At 66.1% G+C, this 20630-nt stretch carries 22 protein-coding genes and 1 riboswitch; of the genes, 16 read left to right on the forward strand and 6 right to left on the reverse strand.

Annotation, left to right across the window (positions count from 1 at the left end; translation table 11 throughout):
• Positions 1 to 22: 22 nt before the first annotated feature.
• The 5 genes from paaZ (at position 23) to L6D77_RS08865 (ending at position 5768) form a co-directional block, all read left to right on the forward strand.
• Positions 23 to 2086, forward strand: a complete 2064-nt coding sequence (gene paaZ / locus L6D77_RS08845) for a phenylacetic acid degradation bifunctional protein PaaZ (RefSeq protein WP_232881273.1) — start codon at positions 23 to 25, stop codon at positions 2084 to 2086.
• 140 nt (positions 2087 to 2226) lie between these two features.
• Positions 2227 to 2432: riboswitch (cobalamin riboswitch) on the forward strand.
• 107 nt (positions 2433 to 2539) lie between these two features.
• Positions 2540 to 3316, forward strand: a complete 777-nt coding sequence (locus L6D77_RS08850) for an ABC transporter ATP-binding protein (protein WP_232881275.1) — start codon at positions 2540 to 2542, stop codon at positions 3314 to 3316.
• Positions 3313 to 4275 (forward strand): ABC transporter substrate-binding protein, encoded by a 963-nt coding sequence (locus L6D77_RS08855; RefSeq protein ID WP_232881277.1) that lies wholly within the window; start codon positions 3313 to 3315, stop codon positions 4273 to 4275. The genes L6D77_RS08850 and L6D77_RS08855 overlap by 4 nt, the downstream gene beginning before the upstream one ends.
• Complete coding sequence (locus L6D77_RS08860; protein ID WP_232881279.1) at positions 4272 to 5318, forward strand: FecCD family ABC transporter permease; 1047 nt, start codon at positions 4272 to 4274, stop codon at positions 5316 to 5318. Before L6D77_RS08855 ends, L6D77_RS08860 begins: the two co-directional genes overlap by 4 nt.
• Positions 5319 to 5456: 138 nt before the next feature.
• A complete protein-coding gene (locus L6D77_RS08865; protein WP_232881281.1) occupies positions 5457 to 5768 on the forward strand; it encodes a hypothetical protein in 312 nt (103 codons plus the stop codon).
• A gap of 17 nt (positions 5769 to 5785) precedes the next feature.
• On the opposite strand, the gene L6D77_RS08870 is transcribed toward L6D77_RS08865, so the two are convergent.
• Complete coding sequence (locus L6D77_RS08870) at positions 5786 to 7405, reverse strand: ATP-binding response regulator (protein WP_232881283.1); 1620 nt, start codon at positions 7403 to 7405, stop codon at positions 5786 to 5788.
• 107 nt (positions 7406 to 7512) lie between these two features.
• On the opposite strand from L6D77_RS08870, the gene L6D77_RS08875 reads away from it, so the two are divergent.
• Positions 7513 to 8127 carry a LuxR C-terminal-related transcriptional regulator gene (locus L6D77_RS08875; RefSeq protein WP_232881286.1) on the forward strand — a complete coding sequence of 205 codons (615 nt, stop codon included), beginning with the start codon at positions 7513 to 7515 and terminating at the stop codon, positions 8125 to 8127.
• Positions 8128 to 8150: 23 nt separating this feature from the next.
• On the opposite strand, the gene L6D77_RS08880 is transcribed toward L6D77_RS08875, so the two are convergent.
• Both L6D77_RS08880 and L6D77_RS08885 read right to left on the reverse strand, forming a co-directional pair.
• Positions 8151 to 8702 carry an ATP-dependent Clp protease proteolytic subunit gene (locus L6D77_RS08880; protein WP_153785062.1) on the reverse strand — a complete coding sequence of 184 codons (552 nt, stop codon included), beginning with the start codon at positions 8700 to 8702 and terminating at the stop codon, positions 8151 to 8153.
• 12 nt (positions 8703 to 8714) lie between these two features.
• A complete protein-coding gene (locus tag L6D77_RS08885) occupies positions 8715 to 9086 on the reverse strand; it encodes a low affinity iron permease family protein (protein ID WP_232881287.1) in 372 nt (123 codons plus the stop codon).
• A 145-nt stretch (positions 9087 to 9231) separates the two neighbouring features.
• On the opposite strand from L6D77_RS08885, the gene L6D77_RS08890 reads away from it, so the two are divergent.
• Genes L6D77_RS08890 through L6D77_RS08900 form a run of 3 tightly spaced genes read left to right on the forward strand, consistent with a single transcriptional unit; the run spans position 9232 to position 12163 of the window.
• Positions 9232 to 10005 carry an endonuclease/exonuclease/phosphatase family protein gene (locus L6D77_RS08890; RefSeq protein WP_232881297.1) on the forward strand — a complete coding sequence of 258 codons (774 nt, stop codon included), beginning with the start codon at positions 9232 to 9234 and terminating at the stop codon, positions 10003 to 10005.
• Positions 10002 to 11204 (forward strand): cardiolipin synthase ClsB, encoded by a 1203-nt coding sequence (clsB, locus tag L6D77_RS08895; protein ID WP_232881299.1) that lies wholly within the window; start codon positions 10002 to 10004, stop codon positions 11202 to 11204. The genes L6D77_RS08890 and clsB overlap by 4 nt, the downstream gene beginning before the upstream one ends.
• Complete coding sequence (locus L6D77_RS08900; RefSeq protein ID WP_232881315.1) at positions 11204 to 12163, forward strand: lysylphosphatidylglycerol synthase domain-containing protein; 960 nt, start codon at positions 11204 to 11206, stop codon at positions 12161 to 12163. The genes clsB and L6D77_RS08900 overlap by 1 nt, the downstream gene beginning before the upstream one ends.
• A gap of 127 nt (positions 12164 to 12290) precedes the next feature.
• Here L6D77_RS08900 and L6D77_RS08905 read toward each other — a convergent pair whose 3' ends face one another.
• Positions 12291 to 12482, reverse strand: a complete 192-nt coding sequence (locus tag L6D77_RS08905) for a con-10 family general stress protein (RefSeq protein WP_232881317.1) — start codon at positions 12480 to 12482, stop codon at positions 12291 to 12293.
• 252 nt (positions 12483 to 12734) lie between these two features.
• On the opposite strand from L6D77_RS08905, the gene L6D77_RS08910 reads away from it, so the two are divergent.
• Both L6D77_RS08910 and L6D77_RS08915 read left to right on the forward strand, forming a co-directional pair.
• The gene (locus L6D77_RS08910; RefSeq protein WP_232881320.1) at positions 12735 to 13934 is read left to right on the forward strand and encodes a Bcr/CflA family efflux MFS transporter; all 1200 of its coding nucleotides are present in this window, start codon (positions 12735 to 12737) and stop codon (positions 13932 to 13934) included.
• A gap of 5 nt (positions 13935 to 13939) precedes the next feature.
• The gene (locus tag L6D77_RS08915) at positions 13940 to 14536 is read left to right on the forward strand and encodes a TetR/AcrR family transcriptional regulator (RefSeq protein ID WP_232881322.1); all 597 of its coding nucleotides are present in this window, start codon (positions 13940 to 13942) and stop codon (positions 14534 to 14536) included.
• A gap of 30 nt (positions 14537 to 14566) precedes the next feature.
• Here the strand turns inward: L6D77_RS08915 and hpaR are convergent, their stop codons facing one another.
• Together hpaR and hpaA are read right to left on the reverse strand one after the other, a co-directional pair.
• On the reverse strand, positions 14567 to 14989 hold the full coding sequence (gene hpaR, locus L6D77_RS08920) for a homoprotocatechuate degradation operon regulator HpaR (protein ID WP_110993855.1): 423 nt from the start codon (positions 14987 to 14989) through the stop codon (positions 14567 to 14569).
• 175 nt (positions 14990 to 15164) lie between these two features.
• Positions 15165 to 16067 (reverse strand): 4-hydroxyphenylacetate catabolism regulatory protein HpaA, encoded by a 903-nt coding sequence (hpaA, locus tag L6D77_RS08925; RefSeq protein ID WP_232881324.1) that lies wholly within the window; start codon positions 16065 to 16067, stop codon positions 15165 to 15167.
• A 163-nt stretch (positions 16068 to 16230) separates the two neighbouring features.
• On the opposite strand from hpaA, the gene L6D77_RS08930 reads away from it, so the two are divergent.
• The 5 genes from L6D77_RS08930 to L6D77_RS08950 all read left to right on the forward strand — a co-directional run bounded on the left by L6D77_RS08930 (position 16231) and on the right by L6D77_RS08950 (position 20623).
• Positions 16231 to 16905, forward strand: coding sequence for a fumarylacetoacetate hydrolase family protein (locus L6D77_RS08930; RefSeq protein WP_232881337.1), 675 nt, complete (start codon positions 16231 to 16233; stop codon positions 16903 to 16905).
• The gene (locus tag L6D77_RS08935) at positions 16902 to 17672 is read left to right on the forward strand and encodes a fumarylacetoacetate hydrolase family protein (protein WP_232881350.1); all 771 of its coding nucleotides are present in this window, start codon (positions 16902 to 16904) and stop codon (positions 17670 to 17672) included. Before L6D77_RS08930 ends, L6D77_RS08935 begins: the two co-directional genes overlap by 4 nt.
• Before the next feature lie 2 nt (positions 17673 to 17674).
• Positions 17675 to 19135: a 5-carboxymethyl-2-hydroxymuconate semialdehyde dehydrogenase gene (gene hpaE / locus L6D77_RS08940; RefSeq protein WP_232881361.1), complete on the forward strand. Its 1461-nt coding sequence runs from the start codon at positions 17675 to 17677 to the stop codon at positions 19133 to 19135.
• 143 nt (positions 19136 to 19278) lie between these two features.
• Complete coding sequence (gene hpaD, locus L6D77_RS08945) at positions 19279 to 20202, forward strand: 3,4-dihydroxyphenylacetate 2,3-dioxygenase (protein WP_232881363.1); 924 nt, start codon at positions 19279 to 19281, stop codon at positions 20200 to 20202.
• Between the two features lie 10 nt (positions 20203 to 20212).
• The gene (locus tag L6D77_RS08950) at positions 20213 to 20623 is read left to right on the forward strand and encodes a 5-carboxymethyl-2-hydroxymuconate Delta-isomerase (protein WP_232881365.1); all 411 of its coding nucleotides are present in this window, start codon (positions 20213 to 20215) and stop codon (positions 20621 to 20623) included.
• Positions 20624 to 20630 lie beyond the last annotated feature (7 nt).

Below are 20630 nucleotides of genomic sequence, written 5' to 3' on the forward strand. Positions count from 1 at the left end.
GCGCCCTTCAAAGGAGAACAGCATGTCCGCCGCCCCTACCCTGCAAAGCTTCATCGCCGGCCGCTGGATCGGCCAGCACGGCGCCCAGGCCCTGCGCAGCGCCCTGGACGGCCACGTCCTGGCCTACAGCCACGAAGAACGCCCGGACTTCGCCGAGGCCGTGGATTTCGCCCGCGTGCAGGGCCTACAGACCTTGCTGGCCATGGACTTCCAGCAGCGCGCCGCACGCCTGAAAGCCCTGGCGCTGTACCTGGCCGAACGCAAGGAACAGCTCTACGCCCTGTCCCACCACAGCGGCGCCACCCGCGCCGACAGCTGGATCGACATCGAAGGCGGCAACGCCACGCTGTTCGCCTATTCGAGCATGGGCCGCCGCGAGCTGCCGTCGGGCAACCTGGTGCATGAAGGCCCGGCGATCCCCCTGGGCAAGCAGGGCCACTTCGCCGGCAGCCATATCCTGGTGCCGCGCACGGGCGTGGCCGTGCATATCAACGCCTTCAACTTCCCCATCTGGGGGATGCTGGAGAAGTTCGCCCCGACCTTCCTCGCCGGCATGCCCTGCATCGTCAAGCCCGCCACCTCCACCAGCTACCTGACCGAGACCGTGGTACGGCTGATGAACGAGTCCGGCCTGTTGCCGGCCGGCAGCCTGCAACTGGTGATCGGCAGCACCGGCGACCTGCTCGAGCGCCTGCAGGGCCAGGACCTGGTGACCTTCACCGGCTCCGCCGACACCGCCGCCAAGCTGCGCGTCACACCGAACCTGGTGCGCAATTCGGTGCCGTTCAACGCCGAGGCGGACTCGCTCAACTGCGCCATCCTCGGCCCGGACGCAAGCCCTGACAGCGAAGAGTTCGAGCTGTACATCAAGGAGGTGGCGCGGGAGATGACCACCAAGGCCGGGCAGAAATGCACGGCCATTCGCCGCGCCATCGTCCCGGCCAGGCACATCGACGCCGTGGCCACCCGGCTGCGCGAGCGGCTGCGCAAGGTGGTGGTCGGCGACCCGTCGTTCGAAGGCGTGCGCATGGGCGCCCTGGCCTCCCACGACCAGCAGCGCGATGTCGGTGAGCGCGTGCGCATGCTGCTGGACAGCTGCGACCAACTGCTGGGCGCCAGCGATGGCTTTACCCCGGTCGGTGACGGCGTGGCCGAAGGCGCGTTCTTCGCCCCGACCCTGCTGCTGGCCCGCGACCCGCACGCCGAGGGCGGCGCCCACGATATCGAAGCGTTCGGCCCGGTCAGCACGCTGATGGCCTACGACGACCTCGACGAAGCCCTGGCCCTGGCGGCCCGTGGCAAGGGCAGCCTGGTGGCGACCCTGGTCACCGCCGACCGCGCGGTGGCGGCCAAGGCCATCCCGGCCGCTGCGGCCTGGCACGGCCGCCTGCTGGTGCTCGACAGCGAAGCGGCCAAGGAGTCCACCGGCCATGGCTCGCCACTGCCGCAGCTCAAGCACGGCGGCCCCGGCCGCGCCGGCGGCGGTGAAGAGCTGGGCGGCCTGCGCGCGGTCAAGCACTACCTGCAACGCGCCGCGGTGCAAGGCTCGCCGAGCATGCTGATGGCGGTGACCGGTGAATACGTGCGCGGCGCCGAGGTGATCGAAACCGAGGTGCACCCGTTCCGCCGTCACTTCGATGACCTGCGCATCGGTGAGTCGTTGCTGACCCACCGCCGCACCGTGACCGAGGCGGACCTTGTGAACTTCGGCTGCCTGTCGGGCGATCACTTCTACATGCACTTCGACGAGATCGCGGCGAAGCAGTCGCAGTTCGGCAAGCGCATTGCCCACGGCTATTTCGTGCTGTCGGCGGCGGCCGGGCTGTTCGTTTCGCCGGGTGAAGGGCCGGTGCTGGCCAACTATGGCCTGGATACCCTGCGCTTCATCACCCCGGTGGGCATTGGCGACACCATCCAGGCGCGGTTGACCTGCAAGCGCAAGATCGACCAGGGCAAGACCAGCCCCCAGGGCCAGCCACAAGGGGTGGTGGCGTGGGATGTGGAGGTGACCAACCAGTTGGGGGAGCTGGTGGCCAGCTATGACATCCTGACGTTGGTACTCAAGCGCCCGGCGGCGTCCATCTGACGGATTTGCACGACCACTGTAGGAGCGGCCTTGCCGGTCCGGCGCCCCGGCAAGGCCGCTCCTACAACCAGACAGTTGCTCTCGCGCCGATCGTTCTGGCACCTGCCCAGCGGTTGACTCACAACCCTATCAATGCTCAGATGCGCCCCTTGTTTTCAGGTGTCCCTGGCCGCCGCGCCAGGGGTTAAACGGGAAGCCGGTGCCTCACCCAAGGTGAACAGTCCGGCGCTGCCCCCGCAACGGTAAGCGAGCAAGGCATTCGACAGACCACTGTGCCACGGCATGGGAAGGTGAGTGCCCGGTGACCCTCGCAAGCCCGGAGACCGGCCTGGATTCGCTGTTGGCTACTCCCGCGGTGGGCGGGTGCGCGCAGGTCCCGTGGCGCCCCGCTGCCCGTACCGCCTTCCCGCACATCTGCCGCTGGGGTTCATTCTCCCTACGGTGCCTGTTCGTATGTCGTCCCCCCTGCTGCACCTCGAACGCCTGTCCTATGCGCTGTCGCCTGACGAGCCGCCGCTGCTCGACGGTATCGACCTGCACCTGTACCCCGGCGAATTCGTTGGCCTGATCGGCCCCAATGGCAGCGGCAAGACCAGCCTCTTGCGCTGCGTCTACCGTTTCAGCCGGCCGCAGCAGGGCCAGGTATTGCTCGATGGCGAGGATATCTGGCGCCAGTCGCCACGTTGGGTGGCCCGCCGCCTGGCGGTGATGCTGCAAGAGTTTCCCGAGGATTTCGGCCTTGATGTGCGGGCCGTCGTCGCCATGGGCCGTACCCCGCACCTGGGCTGGCTGGCCAGCGACAGCGACCCGGCGCCAGTGGACGATGCGCTGCGCCAACTGGGCCTTGAAAGCCGTGCCGGGCAACCGTTCGCCAGCCTGTCGGGCGGTGAAAAGCAACGCGTGCTGCTGGCCCGGGCCCTGGCCCAGCAGCCTCGGTTGCTGGTGCTGGACGAGCCGACCAACCACCTCGACCCGCGTTACCAGCTGGCGTTGCTGCAGCACCTGCGCGGCACCGGCCTGGGGCTGCTGGCAAGCTTTCACGACCTCAACCTGGCGGCGGCGTTTTGCGACCGGCTGTATGTGATCGAACAGGGCCGCATCGTCGCCCACGGCACGCCGACGCAGGTGCTGACCGAGCAGTGCCTGGCCGACGTGTTCGGGGTACAGGCCCTGGTCGACCGTCACCCCGTGGGCGATCACCCACGCATCACCTGGATCAGCCCCGCATGAAGCGTTCGCTCCTGGCTTTGCTCGCCGGCCTGGCCTTGACCGCCCAGGCCAGCGATTACCCCGTGACGGTGCGCAGCTGCGACCGCGACGTGACCTTTGATCACGCCCCCCTGAGGGCCGTCAGCCACGACGTCAACCTCACCGACATGCTCCTGGCCCTGGGCCTGCGTGACCGCATGGCCGGTTACAGCGGTATCAGCGGCTGGAAAACCCTGGACGCCTCGATGCGTGAGGCCCTGGGCGGGCTTGCGGAGCTTGCGGCGCGTTACCCGTCCCTGGAAAACCTGCTGGATGCCAATGCCGACTTCCTGTTCGCCGGCTGGAGCTACGGCATGCAGGTTGGCGGGCCGGTAACCCCGCAGCGCCTGGCGCCGTTCGGCATAGCGGTCTACGAGCTGAGCGAATCCTGCTCGCGGATCATGCCCCGCCCACCTGCACGCCTCGACGACCTGTACACCGACCTGGAGAACCTTGGGCGCATCTTCGATGTGGCGCCACGGGCCCAGGCGCTGATCACCCAGTTGCGCCAACGTGTGGCCCGAGTCACTACCGCGCTGGCCGATGTTCATGCAAAGCCCCGGGTATTCCTCTACGACAGCGGCGAAGACCGCCCGACCACCTCCGGCAGCCTGGGCATGCCTCAGGCGCTGATCGAGGCGGCCGCCGGCGACAACGTCATGGCCGACGTCAAGGCCAGCTGGACCGAAGTGAGTTGGGAAAGCGTGGTCGAACGCGACCCCGAGGTCATCGTGATCGTCGACTATGGCCCGACCACCTGGCAGCAAAAACGCGATTTCCTGCTGCAGCACCCTGCGCTGGGCGCTGTGGCGGCCATTCGCGCGCAGCGTTTCGTGGTGCTGTCGTACCTGCAAGTGACGCCTTCGCTGGCAAATGCCGACGCCATCGAGCACCTGGCGGGCGCGCTGCACCCGCAGCGGTTCGCCGAGGTGCGCCCATGACGTCATTGCGCTCCCTTGCGGCCTATCGCCTGTTGCTGGTGGGGCTGTTGCTCGCGTTGCTGTGTTCCTGCGTGCTGTCGCTGGGCTTCGGCGCTGCCCAGGTGCCGCTGGACAAGGTGATGCAGATCGTCGGCGAGCAACTGGGGTTGACCCAGACAGGCGATTTCAGCCGTGGCCAGGCCCAGATCGTCTGGCAGATCCGCGCGCCCAGGGTGTTGCTCGGCGCGCTGGTCGGCGCGGGCCTGGCGTTGGTCGGTGGCGCCTTGCAGGCGGTGACCCGCAACCCGCTGGCAGACCCGCACTTGCTGGGGGTGAGTTCCGGCGCCGTGCTTGGCGCGGTACTGGTGGTGCTGTACCTGGGCCCGTTCGCAGGCCCGCTGAGCCTGCCGCTGGCGGCCTTCGGCGGTGCCCTGGCCAGCATGCTGCTGGTGCTGGGCGTGGCCAGCCAGCGCGGGCGATTGGACAGCGAACGCCTGCTGCTGGCCGGGGTGGCGGTGTCGTTCGTGGTCATGGCCCTGGCCAACCTGCTGCTGTACACCGGCGACCCCCATGCCGCCAGTTCGGTGATGTTCTGGATGCTCGGTGGCCTGGGGCTGGCGCAGTGGTCGCTGCTGTGGCTGCCCGCCGCCAGTGTGCTGGGCGGTTTCATACTGTTGATGTGCCTGGCGCGCGCGCTCAATGCCTTGCTTGGTGGCGAACAGACCGCCGTCAGCCTGGGCTTCGACACACGCCGGGTACGCGCACTGGTGTTCGTGGGCTGCGCGCTGTTGACCGGCGTGCTGGTGTCGCTGTCCGGGGCCATCGGTTTCGTTGGGCTGATGCTGCCGCACGTGGCCAGGCGGCTGGTCGGTGCCGAGCACCGTCGATTGCTGCCTGCCTGCGCCCTGCTGGGTGGGTTGTTCATGGTGTGGGTGGATGTCGGCGCCCGTACCCTGATCGCGCCGCAGGACCTGCCGATCGGTATCGCCACCGCGGCGATCGGTGGGCTGTTCTTCATCGTGCTGTTACGCAGGTCGGGGCGCCATGGCATCGCCAGCAGGTGATCGGTATTGGCTGGCCATCGGCCATCTCGTACATCTGCCCTACATCGTGTGGCCCTTCCCGGCGCTATAGTCGGCCCACCGTCAGCCCTTGCGACCCCCAGGGCGGCGCCTCCAGAACAATGCCAAGGAAGCCACGCGATGAACGCCAAGCCCATTGCCTTCAAACCCCTGTTGCTGCTCGCCGTCGTGGCGGGCCTGGCCGGTTGCCAGACAGCCAAGCCCTCCCCGGAAACCCTCAAGCAGCGGGCTGAAATCACCCTCGGTACCCCGGTGAACCAGGTCAGCAAGGTGCGCAACGACTCCAATACCACCTACTTCACCGCCAGCACCGCCAAGGGCCAGTACGACTGCCAGGTGCCCAGTGGCGGCCTGGTCGCCGTGGCCGGCATGGGGATCTACACGCCTTCGCCGACGTGCTGGAAAGAAGGCCAGGCGCCGGTCTTCCAATAATGGCCAGTGGCGCCGGCCTAGTTGACCGGCGCCACGGATGACGTACGCAGGGCGCGCAACGCGCCGCGCAGCTCCACCGGGCGAACCGGCTTGGCCAGGACTGCGATGCCACAGGCCTGCAACCTGCCTTGCAAAGGCTCCAGGTCGTGCCCGGTCATGATCAGTGCCGGCACCGCGAAGCCGCGCTGCTCACGCAGCCGTTCGATAACATCGATGCCGGTCGCCTCGGGGCCGAGGTCGTAATCGGCGACGATCACATCGCAATCACGGGCCGCCGCCCTGGCCGAATCCAGCGCCTGCACCTCGCACCCCCAGCGCTGCAACAGCGCACAGGTGGCCTGCAGCACGTTGGGGTCATCCTCCACCAGGCACACCCGCAAGCCATTGAGCAGCCCGGCCTGCGCTGCAGGGGCTGCCTTGCGCTGCGGCGCAAGCGCTGCAACCTTCGGCAGGCCCTCAAGCCTGACACTGGTGCCGTGACCAAAGCGTGAGCGCAACACCACCTCAAGGCCCATCAATTGCCCGAGCCGCTTGACGATCGGCAGGCCCAGGCCCACGCCCTCGACATCCTTGTCGCACGCCTCGCGCACCCGGTAGAACTCCTCGAACACCTTGCCCTGGTCCGCCTCGGCAATGCCTCGGCCCTGGTCACAGACCATGATTGCCAAGCCCTCGCCGCAACGGCGCACGCCGATCAGCAGCGGCTGCCCCGCGGCGTACTTGAAGGCGTTGGACAGCAGGTTCTGCACCATGGTCGCCAGCATGCCCGGGTCGGCCCGCGTCCAGTGCCGGCTGGGCACCAGGCGCATGTGCACGCCCGCCCAACGCGCCGCCTCGGCGTTCTGGCGCAGCAGGTCGCGCAGCAAGGTGTCCAGCGCGAACACCTCCAGGGCCGGCTGCAACTTGCCGTTGTCCAGGGTGTACAGGTCCAGAATCGACCGGAACAACTGCGAGACGTTGTGCAGCGAGCGGTCGATGCTGTCCACCAACCGGCTGGCTTCATCGGTGAGCGGTGCTTCGCGCAAGCACGCGGTATACAGGCCGATGGAGTGAATCGGCTGGCGCAGGTCGTGGCTGGCCTGGGCGAGGAAACGTGATTTTTCCCGGGTGGCCGCCTCGGCCAGGGCCGTGGCCTTGCGCGTGCGCTCCAGCAGCAGGTGGGCATAGAACGGGATCAAGGTGGTGGTGGTCAGCAGCATCGGCAGCAGGAACGGCTGTTGCTGCCAGTACGGTGTCAGCCGCCACACCACCAGCAATGCCAGCAGGTCCAGCACGGTGGCGATGGCCAGGTAGCGCGAACCGAAGCGCATGCCGTTGCCCAGGTTGATCCACACCATCACCGCGTACAGCGGTAACGCCGCCTCGCCCCCGACCACCAGGCCAAAACTGGTGGCGGTGTAGTCATGGACCATGCCCAGGATGCGTCGCCAGGGGTAATGCCCAGGCCAGTGCGCGATGGCCTGGCGCAGGCCCACCGACAGCACCACGAACGCCGCGTAGTAGAGCACCACCGGCAGGTAGGTGGCAGGCGTGCGGCCCGGCAGGAAGCCCAGCAAGGCGACATAGCTGATGGCGCACGAGGCGACGATGATGCGCAGATTGGCCTGGTCCAGTTCGCTGTTTTTCTCGAACTTCATGGGGTAACGTCCTTGTGCGCCAGTAGGCATCTTGTGCAATGGCCCACGCCAAGCGCCATGCCAGGCTGCTAAATTAGCACGGGTTGGCCAACAGGGAGTTTGCTCGCGTGAGTTGCCGCATCATCGTGGCGGATGACCATCCGCTGTTCAGGGAAGCCATGGTCAGCACTGTGCGCCGCCTGCTGCCCGAGGCCGTGCTCGAAGAAGCCGCGTGCCTGGCGGATGTGCTGAGGCTGGCCGGCGACGGCGCGGTCCCCGATACCCTGATCCTGGACCTGCGCTTCCCCGGCCTGACCTGCATCGGCCGCCTGGCCGAACTGCGCCAGCAGTTGCCGCGCACCACCCTGATCATCGTGTCGATGGTCGACGACCCCGGTGTCATCGACGACGTCATGGCCGCCGGTGTCGATGGTTTCATCGGCAAGAGCGTCGCGCCCGCGGCACTGGGCGCCGCCATTCTGGCGATCCGCGCGGGCGAGGTGGTGGTCGAATACGCCAGCAGTGGCCTGCTGGCACAGGGCATGGCCGACCCCGCGCTGCAACGGCTGACGCAACGCCAGCAGGACGTGCTGCGCCTGGTTGCCCAAGGCAAGACCAACAAGGAAATCGCCCGCGCGCTGGCGATTTCGCCCTTTACCGTGCGCATTCATGTCTCGTCGCTGCTCAAGGCCCTCAATGTGCCTACCCGCACTGCGGCGGCGGCCAAGTACGCCGGCTATTGACCCTGGCACTGCACAGCCCTGCATCACGCATGCACGCTCCACTGCGTGCTATCCGCCGCAATCGGCAAATCGTCGATGGCCTGAATCAGCCCGCAACGCAGCGCCTCCTCCGGCCCCAGAATGCGCGGGTAAGCCATCAGGTAGCGCGGTACATCCAGCGCCTCGCTGCCCCCTGCGGTCCGTTCGACAACAATCTGCTCATACAAACGCAGGTCGTAATCCAGGCTCATGGCGTACTCGGCCATGCGCGCATGGTCCACCGAACCGTGCAGGGTCCAGTGGAACGGATGGAACAGGAACTTGCTCAGCGCGCAGGCGGTACGGTGGCTACCGGCGAGGAAGATGATATTGCCCATGGACTCCACCGTGCCGAGGTTATGGGTGTGCACCGGCACCGGCAGGCTGCGCAGGAAGTTGTACAGGGTAAAGCCATAGCTGCACTCGCCGCCCATGGTGGCGATGTTCAGCTGCAGCAATTCTGCGCCCTGCTGCAGGGCCCGCGAGCAGGTGTTGATCAGGTTGCCGCAGGTGGACGAGTTGATGGGGCCGGTGTAGTGAATGATGTGCCTGGCCATGGGGCCTCCCGGTCAGTCGGGTTGTCTGGGCTGTTCGTCCTGCTCGCCGAGGCGCTGGTACTGCTTGCGCAAGGCATGCAGTTCGGTCGCGTCCATGTCTTCCAGGTCGAGCAGCGCCTTGTGCGCGCGCCGGGTGGTGCGCAGCAGTTCGTCGATCTTGATGTGCAGCTCGTCGTTGTCACGGTTCTGGGTGTTCTGGATCAGAAACACCATCAGGAAGGTGATGATGGTGGTCGAGGTATTGATCACCAGTTGCCAGGTGTCGTTGAAGTGGAACAGCGGCCCGCTGACACCCCAGATCAGGATCAGCAGCAGCGCCAGCACGAATGTCAGCGGGCGGCCGCTGTGGCTGGCAAGCCATTGGGCGAATCGGTCGAATTTCATGGTGCCGGGCTCCTGCGTGATCCCCTGCTAGCGGTGGAGGCGCAAGGCACGGGCAAAGTTCCATGCGCCGCCAGTCAATCAAGCTGAACCCTTCGCGTTGTCTGCCTGTCGCTACTGAAGGCAAATGACTGCAAAGGGAAACCGCGTGAACAAGACCCTGGCCGCCCCACGTAGCAGCAGCGACACGCTCACCGCCGTGCATCAGCTCACCGTGCTGACCCTCAACGTGCACAAGGGCTTCACCCCGTTCAACCGGCGCTTCATCCTGCCCGAGCTGCGCGAAGCGGTGAGGGCCACCGGCGCGGACCTTGTGTTCCTGCAAGAGGTGCACGGCAGCCATCAGCAGCACGCGCGGCGACACCCGGCCTGGCCCGAAGCGCCGCAGTACGAGTTTCTCGCCGACAGCATGTGGCCGCAGTTCGCCTATGGCCGCAATGCGGTCTACCCCCATGGCGACCATGGCAACGCGCTGCTGTCGAAGTTCCCCATCGCCGCCTACGACAACTTCGACGTGTCGATCGACGGTAACGAACAGCGTGGCTTGTTGCATTGCCGCCTGGAGGTACCGGGCCATGAGCAACTGCACGCGGTGTGCGTGCACCTGGGGCTGCGTGAGCAGCATCGGCGGCGCCAGGTGCAGCTGTTGCTGCAATTGCTCGACCGCTTGCCGGCGGATGCACCGGTGGTGGTTGCTGGCGATTTCAATGACTGGCGGCTGAAGGCCGATGCACTGTTGACTGGGCGCCTGGCAGAAGCCTTCGGCACCCCGGCCCGCAGCTTCCCGGCGCGCCTGCCCTTGCTGCGCCTGGACCGCATCTACCTGCACAACGCCCGCGCCGACAGTGCCCACGTGCTGTCCCGCTACCCCTGGTCCCATCTTTCCGACCATGCCCCGCTGGTGGCGCAGGTGAGCCTGTGAAGCCCGCCTGGCGTGACGGCAACCAGGTCGAGTTGCTGATCAACGGCGAGGAATATTACCCCCGGGTGTTCGCGGCCATGGCCCAGGCGCGCGAGGAAATCCTGCTGGAAACCTTCATCATCTACGACGACAAGGTCGGCCAGCAGTTGCGCCAGGTGCTGGTCGACGCCGCCCGCCGTGGCGTGAGGGTCGAAGTGGCGGTGGACGGCTATGGCACCGCCGACCTGCCCGCCGACTTCATCACCTCGCTGACCGACGCCGGTGTGCGCCTTCATGCCTTCGACCCGCAACCGCGCCTGGCGGGCATGCGCACCAACCTGTTCCGCCGCCTGCACCGCAAGATTGTGGTGGTGGACGGGCAAGAGGCGTTCATCGGCGGCATCAACTACAGCGCCGACCACTTGGCAGACTACGGGCCACAGGCCAAGCAGGATTATGCGGTGCAGGTGCGCGGGCCGGTGGTGGCGCAGGTGCATGCCAGCAGCCGCAAGCTGATGGCCCCGGTGCTGCAGGCGCCGGCCGAGGTCAGGCCAACCACCGCCCCCGCGGGCGCCGCCCAGGCCATGCTGGTGGTGCGCGACAACGAACGCCAGCGCACCGCCATCGAAGCGCAGTACCTCGAGGTGTTTCGCCAGGCGCGCCAGCGCATCGTCGTCGCCAACGCCTATTTCTTCCCCGGTTACCGGCTGCTGCGCGAGCTGCGCAATGCCGCCCGGCGCGGCGTCGAGGTAACCCTGATTCTCCAGGGCCAACCCGACATGCGCTGGGTGCGCACGCTGTCGCGGCTGCTCTATAACTACCTGCTGCGCGACCAGGTACGCATCCACGAGTACTGCCAGCGCCCGCTGCACGGCAAGGTGGCGCTGGTGGATGACGACTGGGCGACCGTGGGTTCAAGCAACCTCGACCCGCTGAGCCTGGCGTTCAACCTTGAAGCCAACCTCTTGATCCGCGATCGCGCTTTCAACCACCGGCTGCATGAGCACCTGAGCGAACTGGCCCGGCAGCACTGCAAGGCCGTGACCCTGGAACGCATGGTGCGCGGCTATTGGTGGCGAGCGCCGCTGATCTTCCTCGGCTTTCACCTCACCCGTTACTTCCCGCGCATCGCCGGCTGGTTCCCTGCGCACCGCCAGCGCCTCAAGGCCCTGCAACCGCAGGACGAAACGCCAGCGCGCTGCCACGAGGGCAACACCTGATGGTCGCCAAACGCTGGCAGATCCTGGGCAAGCGCCTGCTGACCCTGGTGTTCCTGGTGCTGATCCCGGCCTTGCTGTTCATGCTGGTGCGCAACCTCGACTGGCAGGAGGTTCGCCAGTCGCTGCTGGCCTACAAGCCCTCGACCCTGCTGATCGGCCTGGGGTTGGCGCTGTGCAGTTACCTGGTGTTCGCCAGCTACGACCTGCTGGCCCGGGCCTACACCGGCCATCGGTTGCCGGCGCGCCAAGTGTTGCCGGTGGCCTTCGTCTGCTATGCCTTCAACCTCAACTTCACCACCTGGGTCGGCGGCGTGGCCCTGCGCTACCGCCTGTATGGCCGCCTGGGGCTGGATAACGCGACCATCACCCGCATCCTGACGCTGGGTTTGCTGACCAACTGGATGGGCTACTTGCTGCTGGCCGGCAGCGTGTTCGCCCTGGGCGTCGTCAAGCTGCCAGGCAACTGGGCGGTCGGTGCCGGCGGGCTGCGCCTGATCGGCGTGCTGATGGTGGCGGTCGCCCTCGCCTACCTGCTGGCGTGCGCGTTTGCCAAACGCCGCACCTGGCACCCGCGTGGCCACGAGATCACCCTGCCCTCGCTGCGCCTGGCGCTGTGCCAGGTGGCTGTGGGCGCTGCCAATTGGGCGTTGATGGCGGCGCTGATCTATTGGTTGTTGCCAGGGCAACTGTTCTACCCGGCAGTCCTCGGCGTACTGCTCATCAGTTGTGTAGCCGGGGCGGTGGCCCATATTCCCGCCGGGCTCGGGGTGCTGGAAACAGTGTTCCTGACACTGCTGCACGGCCAGCTCGGCCAAGGCAGCCTGGTGGCGGCGCTACTGGGCTACCGCACCCTGTACTACCTGATTCCCCTGCTGCTGGCGGTGCTCACCTACCTGGTGCTGGAAAAACGCGCCAGGCAACTGCGGGCGAGTGGCGAGGCGGCAGGCCGAAAGCCGTGATGAAGCCGCGTGGATTGCCCAACAACATCCTTGTCGGGCGTACTGAAAAGACACCTCGGCCATAGATTGTGCGGATGGAAACGTTCAAGACGCAGTGCCAGGGGCCCCTGGCACTGCTGGGCCTCACTTACGAGCGGCCACCCTTGCGGCCGGACTCGGGGCTCTGGCGGTGCTCACCACCGGTGCTTTGCCCACCTTTGCGGCCGGCTTCAGAGGCCTTGTCGCGGTCATTGGCGAAATTCCCAGGGTTTTTCGAACCGCCCTGGTGGCCCATTTTGTCGCTGTCCTTGCTCATCTTGTCGTTGTCTTTGGTAGCCATGGTCATCAACCTCGTTTGGCTTGGGGATGCACGGTTGCGTGCCGTACATGGTGTGGGAGTACAGCGATAACGGCGGATTCGGTTTATTGCGGATTCATCGGACCGGTGGCGCTAAACAAGCAATGACTGTGTATTTGGCGCGCAAGCGGCATAGGCCATCGCTGGGCAAGTTGACCCCGGGCATGAATATGCTTAATCTCAGCACAACCTACCGGTCGGTAGGTATATTTTTGTCCAATGGATTTCGCTGTCATGCCCACCCACTCAAACCTGCGCTTCGCCGCCTCCCTCGCCTTGATCGGCGCCCTCGGCCCTTCGGCCATCGACATGTACCTGGCCAGCCTGCCGGAAATGGCCCGCGACTTCGGCACCGGCTATCCCCAGGTGCAATTGACCCTGACCGTGTTCCTGCTGGCCATGGGCGCCGGGCAACTGCTGTTCGGCCCGCTGGTGGATGCGCTGGGCCGGCGCCGGCCGTTGCTGTTGGGGTTGCTGGTGTTCACGGTCACCTCGCTGGCCGCGGCAGCGGCCAACTCACTCGAAGCACTGCTGCTGGCTCGCCTGATCCAGGGCCTGGCCAGCGCGCTGACCCTGGTAGTGATCATGAGCATGGTGCGCGACGTCGCCGACGGCGCACGGGCGGCACAGATCTTTGCCCTGCTGATGACCATCGAAGGCCTGGCGCCGATTCTCGCCCCGGCGGTGGGCGGCGTGGTGGATGCCGCCTGGGGCTGGCGGGCGATCATGCTGGTACTGGGTGGGCTTGGCCTCCTGACCTTGCTCAACTCCGCGCTGGCGTTGGGTGAAACCTTGCCCGCCGCGCAGCGCGTGCGCCTGGCGCCGCGTAGTGTATTGCGCACCTATGCGCGTATCGCCCGTGACGGCGCCTTCCTGCGCCCGGCCCTGGCGCTGTCGGCGGTGTTCTTTTTCCTGTTCGCCTACATCGCCGGTTCCGCCTACGTGTACCAGCAGCATTTCGGGCTGACCAGCACCCAGTTCGGCATGCTGTTCGGCGCCTGTGGCGTGGCCATTCTGCTGGGCGCCGCGGGGTCGGGCCTGTGGGTGAAGCGCCACGGCGTGGCCCGGGTGGCCTGGTGGGGTGCGCTGTGCATGGGCGCCGGCGCACTGCTGACGGTGGTGGGCGGCGGTTTGCCGGTGCTGTTGGGCGGCGTGGTGCTGGCGTTGTTCGGCCTGGGCATCTGCGAGGCCACGCTGATGGCCTTGGCGATGTCTTCGCAACACCGCGATGTCGGCTCCACTGCCGCGCTGCTCGGTGCCTTGCAACTGGTGATCTCGTCCAGCGCCACGCCCCTGGCCGGGCACCTGGCGACCCTCGGCCCGCAGGCCTGGGCCTGGCTGTTGGCCGGTGCCGCCGTGGTCATCCTGGGTTTGACCCGCGCCGCCCTGGCAAAGACAATCAGCGCCTCGCACTACAGCGTCAACCCGGAGTGACCGCCTTGAAAGCCCTGACCCCTTCCGCCGCGCGCATTTGCGACCACGCCGTCGAACACTTTGCCGAGCATGGCTACGACGGCTCGTCACTGAACGAAATCGCGGCCCAGGCGGGCATGCGCAAGGCCTCGCTGTATGCGCACTTCGCCAACAAGGATGCGTTGTTCGTCTGTGCGTTCGAGCGCGCCCTGGCCGAGGAGACCGCCTATGTCGAAGCGGGCTTCGCCCATGAGGCCGCAGATCGTGAGGCGCCGGGGCACTGGCACCCGCTGCACCTGGCCGAGCGCTATGCCGGCTCGGCCAATTTGCGCTTCGTGCTGCGCAGCGCGTTCCTGCCGCCGGCGCCGATACGCTCGATCGTGACCACGGGGTTCGAGGCGTATCTGGAGCAGATTCGCCTGGGCTTCTGCCAGGCCCTGCGCGAGCGGCATGGCTGGGCCCGCAGCGATGGCAACAAGCTGGAGCTGTATGGGGATGCTTATCTTGGGATCATCGACAGCCTGCATGTGGAGCTGCTGTATGCGAACCCGGCGGTGTATGCGCGGCGGGCGGCTTCGTTGTTGAAGATATTGGATGATTCGTTGGGGTTGGCCGGCCAGTAAGGGGCTGGGGCGCTCAGCGCCCCAATTGCATCATGGTTGAATCTTCTTCAACTCATTAAGCAACCCCATCAATTGCTCCAGCTTGTCCGCCCCGAATTGGCGCTGGATCTCCTGGTAATTGCGCTCCATCTCCTCGCTCATCGCCAAAAATGCCTGCTGCCCGCGCACGGTCAGGCTGATGAAGATCCGTCGCTGATCCTCCGGCGACTTGCGCCGCCCCACCAGCCCGTCACGCTCCAGGCGCTTGAGCACGCCGCTCATGCTCGGCTTGAGAATGCACGCCAGGTCCGCCAACTGGTGGCTCTCCAGCTCGCCCTGCTGGCGCAGGATACGGATCACCCGCCATTGCTGTTCGGTCAGGTCATGGGCATTGAGGGCCGGGCGGAAGAACGCCATGGTCGCTTCACGGGCCTGCAGCAGGGTCAAGGTCAGGGAGGGTCTTGGGATGGTCATTGGGCTCGGCTGGTTTTATTAAGATATTAATGAAGTGAAATACATTTCCACCCGGCCTGTCCAGCCCCTGTGAAAAGTACCAGCGCTCCTGCCTAACGCCCATTCTCGCTGCCGCCGGGCCATTGCACGATGCGCTTGAAGCTTGAGGCCTGGAGCGGGTCACCTGATGCAACCCTCACCGCAACGCCCCTTGCCGCTGGCGATACTCGCCCGGCGTCATCTGCGCATGGCGCTGGAAGAACCGGCTGAAATACGCCGGGTCCTTGAAGCCCAGCTGGTAGCAGATCTCGTTGGCCGAGCCGCCTGTATACAGCAGCAGGCGCCGCGCCTCCTGCATCAAGCGCTCGAACACCAGGCGCTTGGACGGCAGGTCGGCGATGCGTCGGCATACATCGTTCAGCCGCGCCTCCGTCACACCCAACGCCGCCGCGTAGGCCGGCAAGGCCCAGTGCTCAAGGTAATGGCGTTCGATCAGTTCATTGAAGCGGTGGAACAGCTGCAAGTCCTCGTGCCGCGCCGGCATCGCCTCCAGCGAATTGGCACACAGCCGCAGCAGGCTGATCATCACCAGCCGTGCCAGGTCATGCAGCGCCGTGCCCTGCCCCGCCTGGCCGTGGCCGACTTCGCTGCCGAGCAGGTCGAACAGCTGCGCCAGTCGATGCGCCTCTTCCCGCGCCGGCCCCTGCAGGTGCCCCAGGGCGACACAGGCTGGTTGCAGGCGCGGCGCGCTGATCAGCCCAGGCTCGGCCTCCAGCAGTTGCCACACCAGCTGCTGGCGCACGGTCAGCACATGGCCATCGGCGTCGGCCTCTGTGACGAAAGCATGGGGGATCGTCGGCGGGGTAAGGAAGAACATCGGCCCCGACTCGTGGTAGCGCTGTTCGTCAAGGTACACCCGCACGCTGCCGGTCTTCACGTAATGCACCTGGAAGAAGCGGTCATGGCGGTGCACCGGCATGTTGCGGCCAAAAAAGCCGGCCAGGTTGCCGAGCCGGTCGTAGTGCACCTCGCTGTCGCTGTAGCGCTGGTCGTAGACCTGACCGATGTTGATGTTGGGGATCGGCTGTCGTTCTTTCATTGTTGTTCTCGCAGCGGTGGAACAGGCCGGGCAATGCATCGTAGCACTGCCCGGCGAGCGGGGAATGCCTTGACGATCGTTAACATCTTAATTATAACGTTAACACATTAACAAAAACGCAATGAAGCGTCCCGTGGCGCTTCGCCTTCCGCAGGAGAAAAGCATGAGCCGTGCCTTGCACGAGGTCGCCACCGGCAGCCTGTTCGGCGTCGCCCTGAACTACCAGGGCCTGCTGCAGCAGCACCTGGCGTCTTTCCATAACGCGCCGTACCAGCAGCCGCCGGTCAAGCCGGTGCTGTTCATAAAGACCCCCAATACCCGTAACAGCCATGCACAAGCAGTGACCTACCCTGCGGGAGTAGAACGCCTGCAGCCCGGCCCGGCACTGGGCGTGGTGATCGGCAAGGACGCCAGCCGTGTGAGCGTTGAAAACGCCCTCGAACACGTGGCCGGCTACACCATCGTCAACGAATTCAGCCTGCCCGAAGACAGCTACTACCGCCCGGCCGTCAAGGCCAAGTGCCGCGACGGCTTCTGCCCGCTGGGGCCGGAGCTGGTGCCAGCGGCCCAGATAGGCAACCCCGACGCGCTGGGCATCCGCCTGTGGGTCAACGGCGAGCTGCGCCAGCACAACAACACCGCCAACTGCGTGCGCAGCGTGGCCCGGCTGATCGCCGAAATCAGCGAGTTCATGACCCTGCATGCCGGCGACGTGCTGATCACCGGCACCCCGGAGGGCCGTGTCGATGTGCTGCCCGGTGACCGGGTGACCGTCGAGATCGACGGCCTCGGCCAGCTGACCAACCACCTCGTCGCCGAACAAGGACTCGCCCCATGAAACACGCCCGTATCCAGTTCGACGGCCAGGTCCACGCCGTCACGGTCGAAGACGACCACCTGCGCCTGGCCGATGGCCGCCTGGTGCACCAAGACCAGGTGACCTGGCTGCCGCCGGCTACCGGCAGCATGTTCGCCCTGGGCCTGAACTACGCCGACCACGCCGCCGAGTTGGCCTTCACCCCGCCCACCGAGCCGCTGGCGTTCATCAAGTCGCCCGGTACCTACACCGGCCACGACCAGGTCACCTGGCGCCCCGACAACGTCAAGTACATGCACTACGAGTGCGAGCTGGTGGCGGTGATCGGCAAGCCGGCGCGCAACGTCAAGCGCGAGGACGCCCTCGCCTACCTGGCCGGCTACACGGTGTGCAACGACTACGCCATCCGCGACTACCTGGAGAACTACTACCGGCCCAACCTGCGGGTGAAGAACCGCGACGCCACCACCCCGGTTGGCCCGTGGATCGTCGATGCCGCCGATGTGCCAGACCCGTCGAACCTCACATTGCGCACCTGGATCAACGGCGAGCTGAAACAGGAAGGCACCACCGCCGACATGATCTTCGACATCCCTTACCTGATCGAATTCTTCTCCAGCTTCATGACCCTGCAGCCCGGCGACATGATCGCCACCGGCACGCCGGAAGGCCTGGCCGACGTGGTGCCGGGCGATGAAGTGGTGGTGGAAGTAGAAGGCGTCGGCCGCCTGGTCAACCGTATCGTCAGCGAAGCCGAGTTCTTCGCCCGTAAAACCCAAGAGGCATGAGCATGATCAAGCACTGGATCAACGGCCGCGAAGTCGAGAGCCGTGACACTTTCATCAACTACAACCCGGCCACCGGTGAAGCCATCGGCGAAGTGGCCAGCGGCGGTGCCGAGGAAGTCGCCCAGGCCGTTGCTGCGGCAAAAGAGGCCTTCCCGAAATGGGCCAACACCCCGGCCAAGGAACGCGCCCGGCTGATGCGCCGCCTGGGCGAGCTGATCGACCAGAACGTGCCACAACTGGCCGAGCTGGAAACCCTGGACACCGGCCTGCCGATCCACCAGACCCGCAACGTGCTGATCCCCCGTGCCTCGCACAACTTCGACTTCTTCGCCGAAGTGTGCACGCGCATGGACGGCCACACCTACCCGGTCGACGACCAGATGCTCAACTACACCCTGTACCAGCCGGTGGGCGTGTGCGGGCTGGTGTCGCCGTGGAACGTGCCGTTCATGACCGCCACCTGGAAGACCGCACCGTGCCTGGCATTGGGCAACACGGCGGTGTTGAAGATGAGCGAGCTGTCGCCACTGACCGCCAACGAATTGGGCCGCCTGGCGGTCGAGGCCGGCATCCCCAACGGCGTGCTCAACGTGATCCAGGGCTACGGCGCTACTGCCGGTGATGCCCTGGTGCGCCACCCGGACGTGCGCGCCATCTCCTTCACCGGCGGCACCGCCACCGGCAAGAAGATCATGCAGACCGCAGGCCTTAAGAAGTATTCGATGGAGCTGGGCGGCAAGTCGCCGGTGCTGATCTTCGAAGACGCCGACCTGGACCGTGCCCTGGACGCCGCGCTGTTCACCATCTTCTCGCTCAACGGCGAGCGTTGCACCGCCGGCAGCCGCATCTTCATCCAGGAAAGCGTGTACCCACGCTTCGTCAGCGAGTTCGCCGCCCGCGCCCGACGCCTGATCGTCGGCGACCCGACCGACCCGAAAACTCAAGTAGGCTCGATGATCACCCAGCAGCACTACGACAAGGTCACCGGCTACATTCGCATCGGCATCGAGGAAGGTGCGCGCCTGGTGGCCGGTGGCCTGGAGCGCCCGTCGGGCCTGCCGCCGCACCTGGCCAAGGGGCAGTTCATCCAGCCAACGGTGTTCGCCGATGTGAACAACCGCATGCGCATTGCCCAGGAAGAGATCTTCGGCCCGGTGGTGTGCCTGATCCCGTTCAAGGACGAAGCCGAGGCGCTGCAGCTGGCCAACGACACCGAATATGGTTTGGCGTCTTACATCTGGACCCAGGACATCGGCAAGGCGCATCGTCTGGCCCGTGGCATTGAAGCCGGCATGGTGTTCATCAACAGCCAGAACGTGCGCGACCTGCGTCAGCCGTTCGGTGGGGTGAAGGGTTCCGGGACTGGTCGCGAAGGCGGACAGTACAGCTTCGAGGTGTTTGCCGAGATCAAGAACGTGTGTATTTCCATGGGTAGCCACCACATCCCGCGCTGGGGCGTGTAAAGCGGGGCTGCTGTGCAGCCCATCGCCGGCAAGCCGGCTCCCACAGGGATCACCGCACACTGTGGGAGCCGGCTTGCCGGCGAAACGAGGGCGAAGCCCTCGCCATGGACACCCAGAACAACAACCTTTAACAGGAGATTCCCATGGGCAAACTCGCTCTCGCCGCCAAGATCACCCACGTGCCGTCGATGTACCTGTCGGAACTGCCCGGCCCGCGCCAGGGCTTTCGCCAGGCGGCCATCGACGGCCACCTGGAAATCGGCAGGCGCTGCCGCGCACTGGGCGTCGACACCCTGGTGGTGTTCGACACCCACTGGCTGGTCAACGCCAACTACCACATCAACTGCGCCCCGCACTTCGAAGGCCTGTACACCAGCAACGAACTGCCGCACTTCATCGCCAACATGAACTACGGCTTCCCCGGCAACCCGGAACTCGGGCGCATCCTCGCCGAGGAATGCAACCGCCTGGGCGTGGAAACCATGGCCCACGACGCCACCACGCTCGCCCCGGAGTACGGCACCCTGGTGCCGATGCGCTACATGAACACCGACCAACACTTCAAGGTGGTCTCGGTCTCGGCGCTGTGCACTTCGCATTACCTCAACGACAGCGCCCGCCTGGGCTGGGCCATGCGCAAGGCGGTCGAGGACCACTACGACGGCACCGTGGCCTTCCTCGCCAGCGGCTCGTTGTCGCACCGCTTCGCCCAGAACGGCCAGGCCCCGGACTTCGCCACCAAGGTCTGGAGCCCGTTCCTGGAAACCCTCGACCACCGCGTGGTGCAGATGTGGCAAGACGGCGACTGGGCCGACTTCTGCGCGATGCTGCCGGAGTATGCGGTCAAGGGCCATGGTGAAGGCTTCATGCATGACACCGCCATGTTGCTTGGCGCGCTCGGCTGGTCGAAATACGACGGCAAGGCCGAAGTGGTCACGCCGTATTTCGGCTCGTCCGGCACCGGCCAGATCAACGCGATCTTCCCGGTCACCCCGCAGGATGGCAGCACCATCCCCGCCGCCCAGGCCTCCAACCCGGCCGGCGTCACCTCCACCAGCCGCCTGTAAGGAGCGCGCCATGCCCCATCTGGTTCTGCTCTACAGCCCGGACATCGAAGCCGACGGCAACATGCCCGGCCTGTGCCGCGCCCTGGCCGACTGCATGCTCGAACAGCGCGACGAAAACGGCCGCCAGGTATTCCCCACCGGCGGCACCCGGGTGCTGGCCTACCCCGCCGCCCACGCGGCCATCGCCGATGGCCAGGGCGACTACGGCTTCGTCTACGCCAACCTGCGCATGGGCAGCGGGCGCAGCGCCACGGTGCACCAGCAGGTCGGCGACAACCTGCTGGCTGTGCTGCGCCGCCACCTCGACCCGCTGCTGGAGCAGCGCCCGGTCGGCGTGACCCTGCAGATCGACGAAAGCCAGGCCCAGGTGTACGACGCCAAGCACAGCAGCCTGCACCCCCTGTTCAACCGGAACTCCTGAGGTCATC

Source organism: Pseudomonas parasichuanensis (assembly GCF_021601385.1).
GTDB classification, from domain to species: Bacteria; Pseudomonadota; Gammaproteobacteria; order Pseudomonadales; family Pseudomonadaceae; genus Aquipseudomonas; species Aquipseudomonas parasichuanensis.